This is a genomic window from Streptomyces sp. NBC_01445, assembly GCF_035918235.1.
GTDB lineage: Bacteria > Actinomycetota > Actinomycetes > Streptomycetales > Streptomycetaceae > Streptomyces.
Map to the genome: position 1 here is coordinate 492,750 of NZ_CP109486.1, position 13,110 is coordinate 505,859.

12 protein-coding genes are annotated in these 13,110 nt (G+C 70.3%); 5 read left to right on the forward strand and 7 right to left on the reverse strand.

Annotated features, from left to right (window positions below):
* Window positions 1-8 precede the first annotated feature (8 nt).
* On the forward strand, window positions 9-197 hold the full coding sequence (locus tag OG574_RS50435; RefSeq protein ID WP_326779088.1) for a hypothetical protein: 189 nt from the start codon (window positions 9-11) through the stop codon (window positions 195-197).
* A 559-nt stretch (window positions 198-756) separates the two neighbouring features.
* The gene (locus tag OG574_RS50440; protein WP_326779089.1) at window positions 757-975 is read left to right on the forward strand and encodes a hypothetical protein; all 219 of its coding nucleotides are present in this window, start codon (window positions 757-759) and stop codon (window positions 973-975) included.
* A 197-nt stretch (window positions 976-1,172) separates the two neighbouring features.
* Here OG574_RS50440 and OG574_RS50445 read toward each other — a convergent pair whose 3' ends face one another.
* The 4 genes from OG574_RS50445 to OG574_RS50460 form a co-directional block, all read right to left on the reverse strand.
* Complete coding sequence (locus tag OG574_RS50445) at window positions 1,173-2,375, reverse strand: glycoside hydrolase family 1 protein (protein WP_326779090.1); 1,203 nt, start codon at window positions 2,373-2,375, stop codon at window positions 1,173-1,175.
* Between the two features lie 112 nt (window positions 2,376-2,487).
* Window positions 2,488-3,831, reverse strand: a complete 1,344-nt coding sequence (locus tag OG574_RS50450; RefSeq protein ID WP_326779091.1) for an MFS transporter — start codon at window positions 3,829-3,831, stop codon at window positions 2,488-2,490.
* A 113-nt stretch (window positions 3,832-3,944) separates the two neighbouring features.
* Window positions 3,945-5,708 carry a sulfatase gene (locus tag OG574_RS50455; RefSeq protein WP_326779092.1) on the reverse strand — a complete coding sequence of 588 codons (1,764 nt, stop codon included), beginning with the start codon at window positions 5,706-5,708 and terminating at the stop codon, window positions 3,945-3,947.
* On the reverse strand, window positions 5,705-6,274 hold the full coding sequence (locus tag OG574_RS50460; RefSeq protein WP_326779093.1) for a PadR family transcriptional regulator: 570 nt from the start codon (window positions 6,272-6,274) through the stop codon (window positions 5,705-5,707). The genes OG574_RS50455 and OG574_RS50460 overlap by 4 nt, the downstream gene beginning before the upstream one ends.
* A gap of 98 nt (window positions 6,275-6,372) precedes the next feature.
* Between OG574_RS50460 and OG574_RS50465 the strand changes: the two genes are divergently transcribed.
* Window positions 6,373-7,287, forward strand: a complete 915-nt coding sequence (locus OG574_RS50465; protein WP_443070596.1) for a formylglycine-generating enzyme family protein — start codon at window positions 6,373-6,375, stop codon at window positions 7,285-7,287.
* 16 nt (window positions 7,288-7,303) lie between these two features.
* On the opposite strand, the gene OG574_RS50470 is transcribed toward OG574_RS50465, so the two are convergent.
* Both OG574_RS50470 and OG574_RS50475 read right to left on the reverse strand, forming a co-directional pair.
* Window positions 7,304-9,610: a glycoside hydrolase family 3 C-terminal domain-containing protein gene (locus OG574_RS50470; RefSeq protein WP_326779095.1), complete on the reverse strand. Its 2,307-nt coding sequence runs from the start codon at window positions 9,608-9,610 to the stop codon at window positions 7,304-7,306.
* A gap of 64 nt (window positions 9,611-9,674) precedes the next feature.
* Complete coding sequence (locus OG574_RS50475; RefSeq protein WP_326779096.1) at window positions 9,675-10,964, reverse strand: MFS transporter; 1,290 nt, start codon at window positions 10,962-10,964, stop codon at window positions 9,675-9,677.
* 112 nt (window positions 10,965-11,076) lie between these two features.
* Here OG574_RS50475 and OG574_RS50480 point away from each other — a divergent pair, with 112 nt between their 5' ends.
* Both OG574_RS50480 and OG574_RS50485 read left to right on the forward strand, forming a co-directional pair.
* On the forward strand, window positions 11,077-11,691 hold the full coding sequence (locus tag OG574_RS50480) for a TetR/AcrR family transcriptional regulator (RefSeq protein ID WP_326779097.1): 615 nt from the start codon (window positions 11,077-11,079) through the stop codon (window positions 11,689-11,691).
* A gap of 25 nt (window positions 11,692-11,716) precedes the next feature.
* Window positions 11,717-12,037: a hypothetical protein gene (locus OG574_RS50485; RefSeq protein WP_326779098.1), complete on the forward strand. Its 321-nt coding sequence runs from the start codon at window positions 11,717-11,719 to the stop codon at window positions 12,035-12,037.
* A gap of 72 nt (window positions 12,038-12,109) precedes the next feature.
* On the opposite strand, the gene OG574_RS50490 is transcribed toward OG574_RS50485, so the two are convergent.
* Window positions 12,110-13,087 (reverse strand): ArsR/SmtB family transcription factor, encoded by a 978-nt coding sequence (locus tag OG574_RS50490; RefSeq protein WP_326779099.1) that lies wholly within the window; start codon window positions 13,085-13,087, stop codon window positions 12,110-12,112.
* Window positions 13,088-13,110 lie beyond the last annotated feature (23 nt).

Here is a 13,110-nt window from a genome sequence, read left to right on the forward strand (position 1 = left end):
CACTTCAAGTGGTCGCCGTACTGGCACTGCGTTTCTCGGGTGACGGCGTCAGTTGGTGGATGGCGCTGCTGCTGGGGCTTGTTGTGACCCCGTTGGCGCTCTGGATTGGATGGCTGCGCCGACGCTTCACCGAGCGGGCGGCGGAGTACGGCCGTCGTCACGGCGCCTACCCGTGGCCGGAGGATCGCCGGCGCTGAGTGCGGCGATCCTGGCGTACTTCTCCTCGGCGGTGTGACCGTCCCACTGCACGCGCGGGTCGTCGGCGGGGACGTGCTCGACGTCGGCGAACAGCCCGGCGTCGCGAGGGCTGATGTGCCACGAGGTTTGGTGGCCACCGAGGTTGAGGTACGCGATCTGCCATCCGGGGCCCCGGGCGGCCGACGTGGGCCGCCCCGAGCGCGGGTCAGCGGACGTACTCGGCGCGGCGTTGGTCCTCGACGCGGTTCGCGGCCGAGGATCTGAGCGGTCCACTCGACCAGGCGGCCGGCGAAGCCCCGGTCGGCCCAGACCTTCCGGACCCCAGGGTGGTCGAGTCTGGTCCACAGCAGCGGCCGTTTCGCGCCGTCGCGGTCCTGAGTGCTCGGCGCGACGAGGTGGACGGCCAGGAGTGCGACGCGATGGTGGAGATGGTCGACGTTCTACCCACTGTTCTCGATCTCGCGGGCGTGCCCGCGCCCCACCGCCGATTCGGCCGCAGTCTCCTGCCGCTGCTGCGGGCAAGGCCGTCGCCGTCCGGGACCAGGAGTGGACGTACGTGTGGCGGCTGTACGAGCAGCCCGAGCTGTACCACGGCCCGAGGGCCCGCACGAGCGCACCAACCTCGCGGGCCGTCCCGAACACGCCGACGTGGAAGGGCGCCTGCACGACGCGGTGCTGCGCTGGCTGGTGGAGACCTCCGACGTCATCCCGGCCGGCCCCGACCCGCGCCGGCCCGACGTGGCCGTGCCCGCCCCGGCCGCAGTCGCCCGGTCCTGAACGAGAGCCGCACGCGCGGCCCCGGCGTCAGCTCCGGATGGGTAGTGCCGCCGCAGCGAAGCGTCACGGCATCGTCTTCGTACGCACCACCGTCGGCCGAGGGCGCCGGGGACCTCCGTCAGGTCGTTCTCGTCAAAAGCGGACGTGCCCTCAACTCTCGCTGCCGGCAAGGGCCCGTCGCCCGTCGCTCCTGGCCCTCACGCTTCACTGGGCAGCACGCGAGTGCGGCCAATGGTGCCGAGCCAGGCGGCCGAGGGCTTGGGAGTACGGACGAAGGTCTCGCGGTCGACGGCGATCAGGCCGAAGGTGGGTTCGTAGCGGCCCCATTCGTAGTTGTCCAGGGCGCTCCAGTGGAAGTAGCCGCGGACGTCGATGCCGTCGCGCAGGGCGGCGTCCAGGGAGTCCAGGGCGCCGGTGGTGTAGTCGATGCGGCGGGAGTCGTCGGCGGTGGCGATGCCGTTCTCGGTGACGATCAGCGGCGTACCGGTGGCGACGGAGGCGCTGTGCCGCAGGGCGTGGCCGAGGGCCTGCGGGTAGTACTCCCAGCCCATGAGGGTGCGTTCCGCACCCTCGGGTACGGGCAGCCGGCCGTTCGGGCCGATGAGTGTGCGCGTGTATGCCTGCACACCGAGCCAGTCGTCGCCGCGGGCGGCTTCGAGGAAGACGTCCACACGCGGGTGCCGGAATGCCGCGGCGACATCCTCGGCTCCGGGCAGGGGCTGGCACACCAGGTTGGCGACGGACCAGCCGGTACTCACCTGCGGTGCAAGGGATTTGACCGTTTCGACGGCGCGGGCGTGCGCCCGTACCAGGGCATCGGTGGTGGCTTCGTCCGGGGCCGGCGGGTCCTCGGCGAAGTTCACGGCCTGGCCGGAGGCGAGGGCGGCCTGGGCGGCGGCCATGACGGCGAGGATGTTGGGCTCGTTGATGGTGCACGCGTGCGCCACGTCTGTGGCGTAAATGGGGGCGGCTGCGGTGAGGTAGCGGGCGAAGAGTTCGTCCGATCCGGCGGCGGCCCAGCCGCCGCGCTGGGCGAACCAGCGGGGTGCGGTGAAGTGGTGCAGCGTCACCATGGGCCGCAGGCCCCGTTCGCGGGCGCCCTCGACCATGCGCCGGTAGTGGGCGATGGCGGCGCGGGAGAACTCGCCCGGGGCCGGTTCGATGCGGGCCCATTCGATGCTGAACCGGTAGTCGGTGAAGCCGAGTTCGGCCAGCAGGTCCATGTCCTCGCGCCAGCGGTGGTAACTGTCGCAGGCGTCGCCACTGGGTTCTTTGACGTAGGGGATTCCACTGTGCTCGAACTCCCACCAGTCGCTGTTGGTGTTGCCGCCCTCGATCTGGTGGGCGGCGGTGGAGGCGCCCCACAGGAAGCCCTCGGGCAGTCGTCGTTCATGCGTCATGAGCTGGTTCTCTCTTCTGTGTGGCCGCGTGCGGGTTCGGTCGCGGCGGGTCGGCGGACCCGGCTGTTGATGGCGAGGCAGGCAGGTGGGTGTGCGCGCAAAGGGCGAAACGTCAGGTGGCGGGGTCGAGGGCTTGTTCGCGGCGCGCGTGCAGTTCCCTCTGGACACGGGCCACGTCATCGGCGTACGAGCGGTGAAGGAGCGTTAGGAAGGCGCCGTTGATCAGCATCAGGACGACGAGGGCCCACAGGAAGACCGTGCGCAGTCCGACGGCGTCACCGAGGAAGCCGGCACCGAGGCTGTAGGCGGCCCAGGCGATCGCTTCGACGATGGAGACGTAGAGGGCGAATGCGGCCCCGCGCAGTTCCGGTGGGGTGATGGCCATGACCATGGGGCGGTTGACGCTCGGGTTGATGCCCTGGGTCGCGCCCATGAGGGCGAAGAAGACACAGAACAGGGCGATGCTGTCGTAGCCGAACTGGGTGCCGAAGTAGGCGACGAGCGCGAAGGCGAACTGGGCCGCCTGGAGGACCGCGACAAGGCCGTGGCGCGGGCTGAGCCGGGTGGCCCGGTCGGCGGCGACGCCGCCGAGGAGCGTGCCGAGGAAGTAGCCGACGCCGAAGGGCAGCAGCACGATCGACGCCTTCTGGGTGCTGAAGCCGTAGGCGTCCACGAGGAAGACCACGCCGAAGGTGCCCACCAGGAGGTGTCCAGACAGCAGGCGCGAGACGAGCAGGATCACCAGGCTGCGGATCTTGAGGAGCGAGAGCGCCTTGGTCCAGGTGAGTTTCGCCTGGGCGTCGCGGGTGGCGCGGTCGAGGTCGGCGAGCTGCTCCTCGGACGCGCCGCGTCCCGGATCGCGGAACCCCACCCAAAGGGCGAGGCCCAGCAGGATGTTGAAGGCGCCGATGCCCCACAGGCCCCAGCGCCAGCCGTCGTCGACACCGGCCAGCTGGCCCTTGAGCGGGCCGATCACAGCGGTGACCAGTGAGACTGCGCCGTAGACCACGCCGACCGCGCGGCCTCGGGACGAGCCGCCGAAGAGGTCGCCGATGAGTTCGGTGATGATGGGGTTGGCGGCCGCGTAGCCGGCTGCCAACACGGTGTAGAGGACGAGGAGTTGGGTGAAGTTCTGTGAGAAGCCCGCGGCCACGCCCCAGACGCCCCAGAGCCCGGTGGCCACGACGAGGACGCTCTTGCGCGACCAGCGCTGCGCCGCCCACACCCAGAAGGGGCCGGTGAAGGCGCCCACGATCTTGGCCGCGGCGGTCAGTATCCCGAGGGCGCCCAGCGAGACGCCGAGGGACTGCCGGATCAGCGGGAAGAGGCTGCTGACCAGGCTCGCCTCGGTGCTGTCGACCAGCATCGTGCCACCGAGCAGGGACAGCTGTCGCCAGCGCCCCTCGACCTGGACCTCGGCTTTGGGCGTGACGGGGCTCTGGCTAAGCTCAGGCATCGCGCCTTCTCTTTTCTCTGCGTTCTTCTTGGCGGGAGATCTGCGGGAGGGAGAGGGCAGTCGCCGGTGACGGGGCGGCAACCCCGTCACCGGCTCAAGTGGCTGCAAGGTGCTCAGAGTTGAGCGAGCTCCTCGGCCACCAGGCGGAGGTTCGACGGCGGGAACAGCGCGCCCGCCATCGCGGCGACATCGATGAGCGGAGTCGCCCCGATCATCTGCAGGAGCTCCGAGTCGGCGACGCCGGGCAGGTGCCTGCGCAGCACTTCGACGGCGACCGGGTCGGAGATCAGCGTCGCGAGGGGCGTGCGCAGCGAGAGACGGCCCTCGGGGAAGTCCTGGGCGCGGGGCAGCGGTTGGGCGGCCCGTTCGGCCTGCTCGCGCTGGGCCCGTACCAGGAGGTGCTTCTCCGTGACCGGGCCGTGGGCGGGCAGACCGAGGCGTTCGTACTGGCTGGGCGGGGCGTCGCCCGCGCGCATCAGCTCCACCAGCAAGGCGGCCATGTGCAGTTCGGCGGCGTCGTCGACCAGCGGGGTGTGCTGCTCGGGGTCGGTCTCCAGGTCGAAGAGGAGCGTGCCGTGGTGGTACGGGTTGACGAGGGTGCGGCCCGGCACGCGCAGGGTGCGGATGTTCTTGGTGAAGTCGAAGGGCTCGGCCAGTTCCAGGTCGGCGAGTTCGGCGGGTGAGAAGCGGCCCCGCATGTGGGTCGGCATCAGGGTGTGTTCGTACAGGGGCGCGTTGTCGGGTGAGGCGGGCGCCCGCATGTAGACGTAGCGGCCGTCGGTGACGTTGACGTGTCCGCCGTGGATGCCGAACAGGCCCGCTTCGCGCACCGGGGTGTCCTCGGCGACCGGGAGCGGTGCGCCCTGCATGTCGCCGGGGCGGTCGACGTCGAAGAAATCGAGGAGGGTCGGCGCCACGTCCACGGTCTGCACGAGCGCCGAACGCCGTTCGCCCGCGACGCGGTTGCGCGGGTCCCAGGCGAACAGCGGCAGGTGGACCAGTTCGTTGAACCAGGGCTGGACGCTCTTGCCCCACCAGCCCTTCTCGCCGAGCAGCAGCCCGTGGTCGGTGTTGACGATCAGCAGGGTGTCGTCCCACAGTTCCAGTTCGTCCATGGTGTCCAGGACCCGGCCCAGCGAGTGGTCGCACATCGACAGGAGCGCCCCGTACTCGAAGCGGGCGTGCTCCACCTGGCCGTCGGTCTCGACGACGCGCTTGTAGTCGGGCCAGTCGAAGTGCGGGCCTTGGTAGTCGTGCGGGTAGAGGTCCTTGTACTGCTGGTGGCTGAAGAACGGCTCGTGCGGGTCGAAGGTCTCGATCTGCACGAACCACCGGTCGGCATCCTTGTTCGTGCGGACGAAGTCGAGGCCCGCGTCGAAGGTGAGGGTCTGCGGGTGCCGGTCCTCCGTCGCCATGTGGGGGCGGTTGACCCAGTCCTGGCGGTAGGCGCCGAAGCGCATCCGCTTCAGGTCCTCGGGTATCTCGGGGTCGGCGACCTGCCCCTTCCACGGGTCGCCCTCCTGGCCGCGGAAGAACTCCCAGGTGTTGTAGCGGCCGTGGTAGGTGGCCCCGCCGTCCTCCCAGTAGTGCGGGTGGTCGCTGACGAGGTGGGTGTACACGCCGTTCTGCTTGAGGAGTTCGGGCATCGAGTCGTCGAACGGCTCAAGGGGGCCCCAACTGCGGTGCAGGAAGTTGTGCCGCCCCGTGTGGAGTTCGCGGCGGGCCGGCATGCAGGGCATCGAGCTCGCGTACGCGTTGTCGAAGGTGACGGCCTTCTCCGCGAGCCGCGCGAAGTTCGGAGCGTGGGTCCAGTCGCCTCCGTACGGCGGCAGCATGTGCCGGTTGAGGCTGTCGAACATCACCATGATCGCCCTCATCGGACGGGCTTCCCTTCTGTCAGGTTGCGCAGGGTCCGCTCCAGCCAGGCGACCCAGCGGTCCATGGCGGCCGCGCCGAGCGTATGGAGAGCGTCGTGGACCTGCCGGTCGAGGTCCTGGTCGAGGCCGGGTGCCGGGTCCTCGTAGCGCAGAGTGCGGTCGCGGTCCCGGTTCTTGGCGATCTGCGCGCGGCGGTAATCGAGTTCGGTCCCGACGATCCGGATCGCGGCGTCCTTGTCGAGCGGCGCAGCTACGCTGAACCGCGCGAGGAAGTCGATCTCCTGGAAGCGGCTGGGCGGCTCGTAGGGCGAGCGCACCCATTCCATGAGGACCTCGCGCCCAGGCGGCGTGAGCCGGTACACCTTGGCGTCCGGGCGGCCTTCGCGCGCGTCGACCTCGTGCCGCACCCAGCCGTCGGCCTCCATCTGCCCGAGCTTGCGGTAGATCTGGCTGTGGTGGGCCCGCGCCCACAGGAACTGCCCCTCGGTCTCAAGCCACTTGCGCAGGTCGTACCCGCTGTAAGGGCGACGGGCCAGCAGGCCGAGCAGGACGTACTCGAACTTCACGGACGTGGACTCCCTCAGTGCGGAAGCTGTGTGCGACGTTCTTCTATGTGCAGCTTCACCTAGGTGAGAATTCATATACTCACGTCATGGAGACGTCAATGGGATGTTGCGTACCGGAAACCCGGATCTGCTCCACAGGACCGCTGCCCGCGCCGGCCCATGTGCCGCCCTCGCATGACCAAGTCACCCTCCCCGGGGGCGAGTTCCTGATGGGGGACGCCTTCGGTGAGGGCTACCCGGCGGACGGTGAACAGCCCGTGCACGCGGTACGCGTCGCCCCGTTCGCCATCGACGTCACCACGGTGACCGTGGCGACGTTCGAGGCGTTCGTCACCGACACCGCGTACGTGACCGTCGCCGAACGGGAAGGCAGCTCCGCCGTGTTCCACCTGGCGGCCGCCGCCGAGCGGGCGGACGTCCTCGGGGCAGACCCGGCTGCCCCCTGGTGGCTGGACGTACGGGGCGCCGACTGGCGCCACCCCCACGGCCCGCTGTCCACCGCGGAGCCGCACCACCCAGGGGTGCACGTGGCGTGGGACGACGCCCTGGCGTACTGCGCCTGGGCTGGCCGCCGCCTGCCGACCGAGGCGGAGTGGGAGTACGCGGCCCGCGGCGGACTCGCGGGCCGCCGCTTCGCCTGGGGCGACGAACTCACCCCCGACGGACGGTGGTTGTGCAACCTCTGGCAAGGCCGCTTCCCGTATGCCAACACCGGTGCGGACGGCTGGCTGGCGACCGCACCGGTGCGCTCCTACCCGCCCAACGGCCTCGGCCTGTACGAGGTCGCCGGGAACGTCTGGGAGTGGTGCGCGGACTGGTTCGCCTCCAACTACTACGCCCATTCCCCTGCCGCCGACCCTCGGGGGCCGCGGAGCGGCGAGCGCTGTGTCATGCGGGGCGGCTCCTACCTGTGCCACCACACCTACTGCCACCGCTACCGCGTGGCCGCACGCTCGGCCAACACGCCGGCGTCCAGCAGCGGGAACTGCGGCTTGCGCACGGTCGCCGGGTGAGGGGTGACGTCGGGGGTCAGGATGCCTCCTCCCTCCCGGTGCCCGCGGCCGACCGCACCGTCTCGACCAGTTCCTGTACGTCGTCGAAGCTCAGGGGAACGATCGGGAGCCCGGCGAGCTGACTCAGGCGCATGTTGGCCACCATCCGCTGGCGGGAGCTTCCCTCCTGGGGGTAGGCGTCGCCCATGGACTTCTGGACCCGGCTGAGCAGTGCGGTGATGGCCGGGCCGCCCACGGGGTGGGCGAGCCATACCTCGACGGTCGAGTCGGCGTCCGGCTGGTCGGCGTAGGCGTCGCCGTCGACCGGGACCGTAGTGGTCAGCCTGATGTCGCGGCTGGAAGCCCCGACATCGATACGGTGGTCGGCGTCCTCGACGAGCCAGGTATCGGCTGCGATGTTGAAATAGGCGAGGTCGGCGCGGGCGATGCGGACGGTAACGTTCTGGGTCTCGCCGGGCGTGAGGCGCACGGCGGCGAATCCCTTCAGCTCCCGTACGGGGCGCCGGGCCCGCGTGCCCAGCGCGGCCACGTACACCTGGACGACCTCGTGACCGGCCCGCTCCCCGGCGTTGGTGACCGCCACGGTGACGTCGAGCCCGCCCGCGTCCGAGGCCACCCGCAGGTCCGCGTAGTCGAAGGTGGTGTACGACAGGCCGTGCCCGAAGGGGAAGGAGACCGCCATGTCCCGGGCGTCGTAATGGCGATAGCCGACGAACAGGCCCTCGCTGTACGTGACATGACCGTTCTCACCGGGCCAGGCCAGGTACGCCGGGGTGTCGACGAGCCGCAGCGGGATCGTCTCCGCGAGGCGACCCGACGGGTTCGCCCTGCCGAACAGGAGGTCGGCGGTGGCCGAGCCACCGGCCTGGCCGGACAGCCAGCCTTCCAGGACGGCCGGTACGTCGTCGATCCAGCCGGCCAGCCGGACCACGCCACCGTTGGAGAGGACCACGACGGCGTTCGGGTTGACCGCGATGACGGCGGAGAGCAACCGGGTCTGCTCCTCAGGGAGTTCGATGTGTTCGCGGTCGTAGCCCTCGGACTCGAAACTCGGCGGCAGACCGAGGAACAGCACGACCACGTCCGCACTCTCGGCCGCGCGGACAGCCTCCTCGTGCAGCGCTGCCGCATCGGCGTCCGGAGCATCGACGGGGAAGCCGGGAGCGAAGGTGACGTGCGCCGTGGGCGCGGCCTCAGTGATCGAGGTCAGTGCGGAGTCCAGCCGGGTCGGGGTCACGCGCGAGCTGCCCTCGCCCTGGTAGCGGGGAGTACGCGCGAACTCACCGATGACCGCGATGTGTTGGGGTGCGGCGGGGTCCAGCGGGAGGAGCGCGCCGTCGTTCTTGAGCAGTACCGCCCCGCGCGTGGCGACCTCGCGGGCCAGGTCGTGGTGGGCGGCCGGGTCGAAGTCGGCACCGGGGCGCGCGTGCTCGGCCGCCTTGCGGGCGAGTGCCACGACCCGCGCGGCACTGCGGTCCAGTGCCTCCTCGGAGAGTTCCCCGGATTCCACGGCCGCGACGGCTCGGGCAGGGCCGGCACCGGACGAGGACGGCATCTCCAGATCAAGCCCGGCGGCAAGAGCCCGCGCCCGGTCGACCACGGCGCCCCAGTCGGAGACGACCACGCCGTCGTATCCCCACTCGCCGCGCAGCACGTCCGTCAGAAGCCAGGGGTTCTGCGACGCGTGCACGCCGTTGACCCGGTTGTAGGCGCACATGACCGTCCAGGGCCGGGCCTCGGTCGCCACGCGGTGGAAGGCCGGAAGATAGATCTCGCGCAAGGTCCGTACGTCGATGTCCGCACTCACCGACATACGGCCGGTCTCCTGGTTGTTCGCGGCGAAGTGCTTGACCGAGGCCCCCACACCCTGCGCCTGCAGGCCCTTGACCCAAGCCACCCCCAACACCCCACTGAGCAGCGGGTCTTCGGAGAGGTACTCGAAGTTGCGACCGCACAGCGGGCTGCGCTTGATGTTGACGCCGGGGCCGAGAAGCACGTGCACGCCGTGCGCGAGGCACTCGCGGGCCAGGGCGTCGCCGACCCGCCCCGCGAGGTCGGCGTCCCAGGTGCTCGCCAGGGTGACGGCGGGCGGGAAGCAGGTGGCCGGAGCGCTGCCGTTGATGCCCAGGTGGTCGGCGTGGGTGTCGTTCTGCAGCCGCAGCCCGTGGGGGCCGTCCGAGAGGCGGACCGCCGGGATCCCTGCGTCGGGGATCCCCGTGGTGTGCCACCAGCCCGCGCCGGTGGTCAGGTCGGCCTTCTCGGCGAGGCTCAGCCGGGCCACCGTCTCGCCGGGCGTCTGCGTCGACTGGTTCGGGTTGTTCATGCCTTCTCCTTGGAGGGTGGTGCGGGTTGATGTGCGGCGCGGAGGGTGCGGTGGTCGGCTGCGGTCATCGGACTCCCTTCACGCGCAGGACCGCCACCGCGCCGAGCAGCGCGAAGACCAGGGCGAGGGGGAAGAGCGTCCGGTACCCGCCGAGCCAGAGGACGACGGCTCCGGCGATGGCGGGCGCGAGGACCTGCGGCAGGGTGGCCGCGACGTTCACGACGCCGAGGTCGCGGGCGAAGGACCGCTCGGAGGGCAGCACTTGGGAGATGAGGGCCGTGTCCACGCCCTGGAAGCAGCCGAAGCCGATGCCCACCAGGAAGGCCATCGCGGTCATGCCGGTCAGGGTGGGGACGGCGAACGGGATGAGCATGGCGCAGCCGATGAGGGCCGCCGAGGCGACGACGAACACCTTCCGCCTGCCGAGCCGGTCCGAGAGAGGGCCAGTGATCACGGCGGCCGGGAGCAGGCCCGCGACGGCGGTCAGTGCCAGGGCGGGTACATGGTCGATCGCCTCGTCGTGCAGGCCGATGTAGTCCTGGAGGATGTAGAGCTTGTACCCGAAGACCAGGAAGTACGACAGGTTCGTGCACAGCCTGCTGAGGAACACCCAGAAGAAGTCGGGGTACTTACGCGGGTTCGGCAACAGCCCTGCCAGGAACTCACGGACCCGAAAGGGCTCCTGGGGCGCGTCCCGGCTCGGGCGGTCCGGGTTGAGGATCACGAAGACGACCGCCAGGGCCGTCGCGAGCGCGGCGAGTACCACGTATGCCGTGGTGATCCGATCCTCGAAGACGGCGGCGAAGATCTGGCCGAGGAGCGAGCCGCACATGGAGCCGAGGCCGGTGACGGTGGAGAACAGGCCACGCCTCTCCGGTGGCACCCGGTCGGGCATGACGGCCGAGAGCGGGCCCACCGCGAAGTTGTAGCCGATCTGCACCAGGCACCAGAGGGCCAGCAACGCCGGTACGGAGTACGCGAACGCCATGCCGATCAGGGCCAGGCCACCGGTCGTCACACCGGCCACGATCCAGGGCCCACGCCTGCCGAAACGGCTGCGGGTCCGGTCCGACACGGCTCCCGCGACGGGCTGGGCGACCATCGCGAGGAGCGCGCCCACCGTGGTGACGACCGCGAGCGTGCCCACCTTCGCGTCCTCGCCGACCGTGCGCTGGACCTGGAGTGCCAGCAGGGTGCCGGGGACAGCTCCCCATACGAGGGCGACGCCGAGGTTGGCGGGGCCGATGCATGCCATGAGGCGGCGCAGCGCCCGGCCGTCGACCGGTGAGGCCGCTCCCGCCGGATCGGCAGGGAGCAGGGAGGGGGCTCGGAACTCCCCAGGGGGTCTCGCCATCGGGACCTTCTTTCGGTGGGCCGCACCTGCGACTGGCACGAAACAGTACGGCGTACTGTTTTTACTGACAAGGCTTTGCGCAGGCGCGATGGCGGCCGAATAGGGTGGGCGCGTGACAGTCAGAAACTCCTACCCCAAGGGGGTCGCCAAGCGGGAGGAGATCCTCAAGGTCACCCTTGAGATCTTCGGCCGCGAGGGCGAGCGGAACACCACCCTGCGGATGGTCGCCAAGGAGAGTCACATCAGCCTGACCGGGCTGATGCACTACTTCGAATCCAAGGACCACCTGCTCACCGAGGTCCTGCGCGCCAACGACCGTGCGGCCGAGGCGCGCTTCCGCGACCTGGACGTCGCGCGCGATCCAGGCGAATTCCTGGCCAAGGCCCTGACGGCGAACGCTGCCAACTCCGCCCGCGTACGCCTCTACGTCACTCTTGCCGCGGCCTCGACCGACCCCGCACACCCGGCCCACACGTACTTCAGGGAACGCTTCGCCCTGCTGCGCACCACGATCGCCGAGCACCTCACGACCGAGCAGCGGGCCGGCCGAGCGAGCCCCGGGCTCGACCCGCACTTCACCGCCTCAGCCCTCGTCGCGGCGACCGACGGCATCCAACTCCAGTGGCTGAGCGACCCCGACATCGACATGGCGGACCACGTCCGCGGGGTCTGGCGAATGCTCACCGCGATGCCCGGCTCGGCGGACGCCGCCGCATCACGCGGGTAGCGCCTCAGACAGGATCGGCCACCTCGTGGCCCGTGACCGCTCGGGCGTAGGCGCGCAGGGCGGTGATCACTTCAGTGCGGGTGCGGCGGCCGGCGAGGACCTCCATCAGGTAGCCCGCGGAGCAACCCCGGACGTCGAAGCCCACCTCCGCCATAAGATCGTGAAGCTCAAAGAGACGATCTCCAACAAGTACAACGAACTGAATCGGCTGCGAGCCGACGTCCCCGCGCTCGTCCGAGTCATCAATCAGCTCACGCTCGAGAATCAAGAACTCCGCAACGCACTCACCAGGCCCCACCCGAACGTCGTCCCCATCCAGCGGAAACGACTCCCCCCGGACGAGTGACGGCGCGCCTCACCCTCGGCTGCGCAATCAGCTACTGGCGACGCCTCAAAGAAGCAGTACTGACCTGAGTCCTCAGCCCGAACCGGCGACCAGTGCCTCGCCGAGCGGGGTGCGCCGGTAGAGCACGGACCGTCCGGACCGGGCGCGGACGAGCAGTCCCGCGCCTCGCAGGATGGCGAGGTGGTCTCCTACAGCGCCGGGTGTCATGGCGAGGCTCCGGGCGAGGTGGCTGGTACTGGCGGGGGCGTCCAGCGCCACCAGCAGCCGGGCTCGGGCCCGGCCGACCAGAGCGGTCAGCGCGTCCGGTTGGGGAACGGTCTCCTGTTCGCCCCACAGGGCGGCGGTGCCGCGGGCAGGATAGACCAAGGTCCTGGGCCAGGGGTCTTCCAGGTGGGCGGCGATATTCCCGACGAAGACCGAAGGGATCAGCAGTAGCCCGTCGCCGGCGAGGCGGACTGTTCCGTCCCGGAAGTGGCCGATCTCGATACCGCCGGTGCGCCAGGCGATGCTCGGGTGCAGGCTCTCGATGGTCGTGGCCCAGCCGTGTTGGCCGATCACACCCACCCGGTGCACGACATCGCGCTCACAAATCGTGCGCAGTTGCGGCCAGTCCGGGGCGAGTAGCTCGTGCCACGCCTGGTCCATCGCCTCGGCGATCCTGGAGACGGCGTCGGTCGAGTCCAGCACTGCGCGTACGCGGGGGTCTCGGGCCAACGGGCCGGTCGCGGTGGTGGCGAATTCGTGGCGGGCCGCTTCCAGCGGTGTGGCCCGGATCATGGCCAGGTCGTCTGCCCAGGTCTGGTTGAGGCCGCGCGGGGGCGGGGCGACGAAGTTCGGTCCGGATTGCAGGGTGTGCAGGGCGAGGGCGGCGTTCAGTTCGCTCTCGCGGCGAAGGCGTTCAAAGGCCGGCAGGAGCCGGGTGGCCCAGGCTCGCGGCAGCGGCCGGTCGTGGCCGGCGAGCGAGCGCAGCAGCGAGCACAGGTCCATCGCGGGCGACAGCGCGAAGCGGCTGCGCAGCAGGTCCTCGACGGAGACTTCGAAGCGCAGCACCCAGCCATGCTACCGAAGGACGT

What these genes read in the sequence shown, in the direction of transcription:
- OG574_RS50445 (WP_326779090.1), bottom strand. Translation starts at nt 2,375, where the DNA reads ATGACGCATGAACGACGACTGCCCGAGGGCTTCCTGTGGGGCGCCTCC.
- OG574_RS50450 (WP_326779091.1), bottom strand. Translation starts at nt 3,831, where the DNA reads ATGCCTGAGCTTAGCCAGAGCCCCGTCACGCCCAAAGCCGAGGTCCAG.
- OG574_RS50455 (WP_326779092.1), bottom strand. Translation starts at nt 5,708, where the DNA reads ATGAGGGCGATCATGGTGATGTTCGACAGCCTCAACCGGCACATGCTG.
- OG574_RS50465 (WP_443070596.1), top strand. Translation starts at nt 6,373, where the DNA reads ATGGGATGTTGCGTACCGGAAACCCGGATCTGCTCCACAGGACCGCTG.
- OG574_RS50470 (WP_326779095.1), bottom strand. Translation starts at nt 9,610, where the DNA reads ATGAACAACCCGAACCAGTCGACGCAGACGCCCGGCGAGACGGTGGCC.
- OG574_RS50475 (WP_326779096.1), bottom strand. Translation starts at nt 10,964, where the DNA reads ATGGCGAGACCCCCTGGGGAGTTCCGAGCCCCCTCCCTGCTCCCTGCC.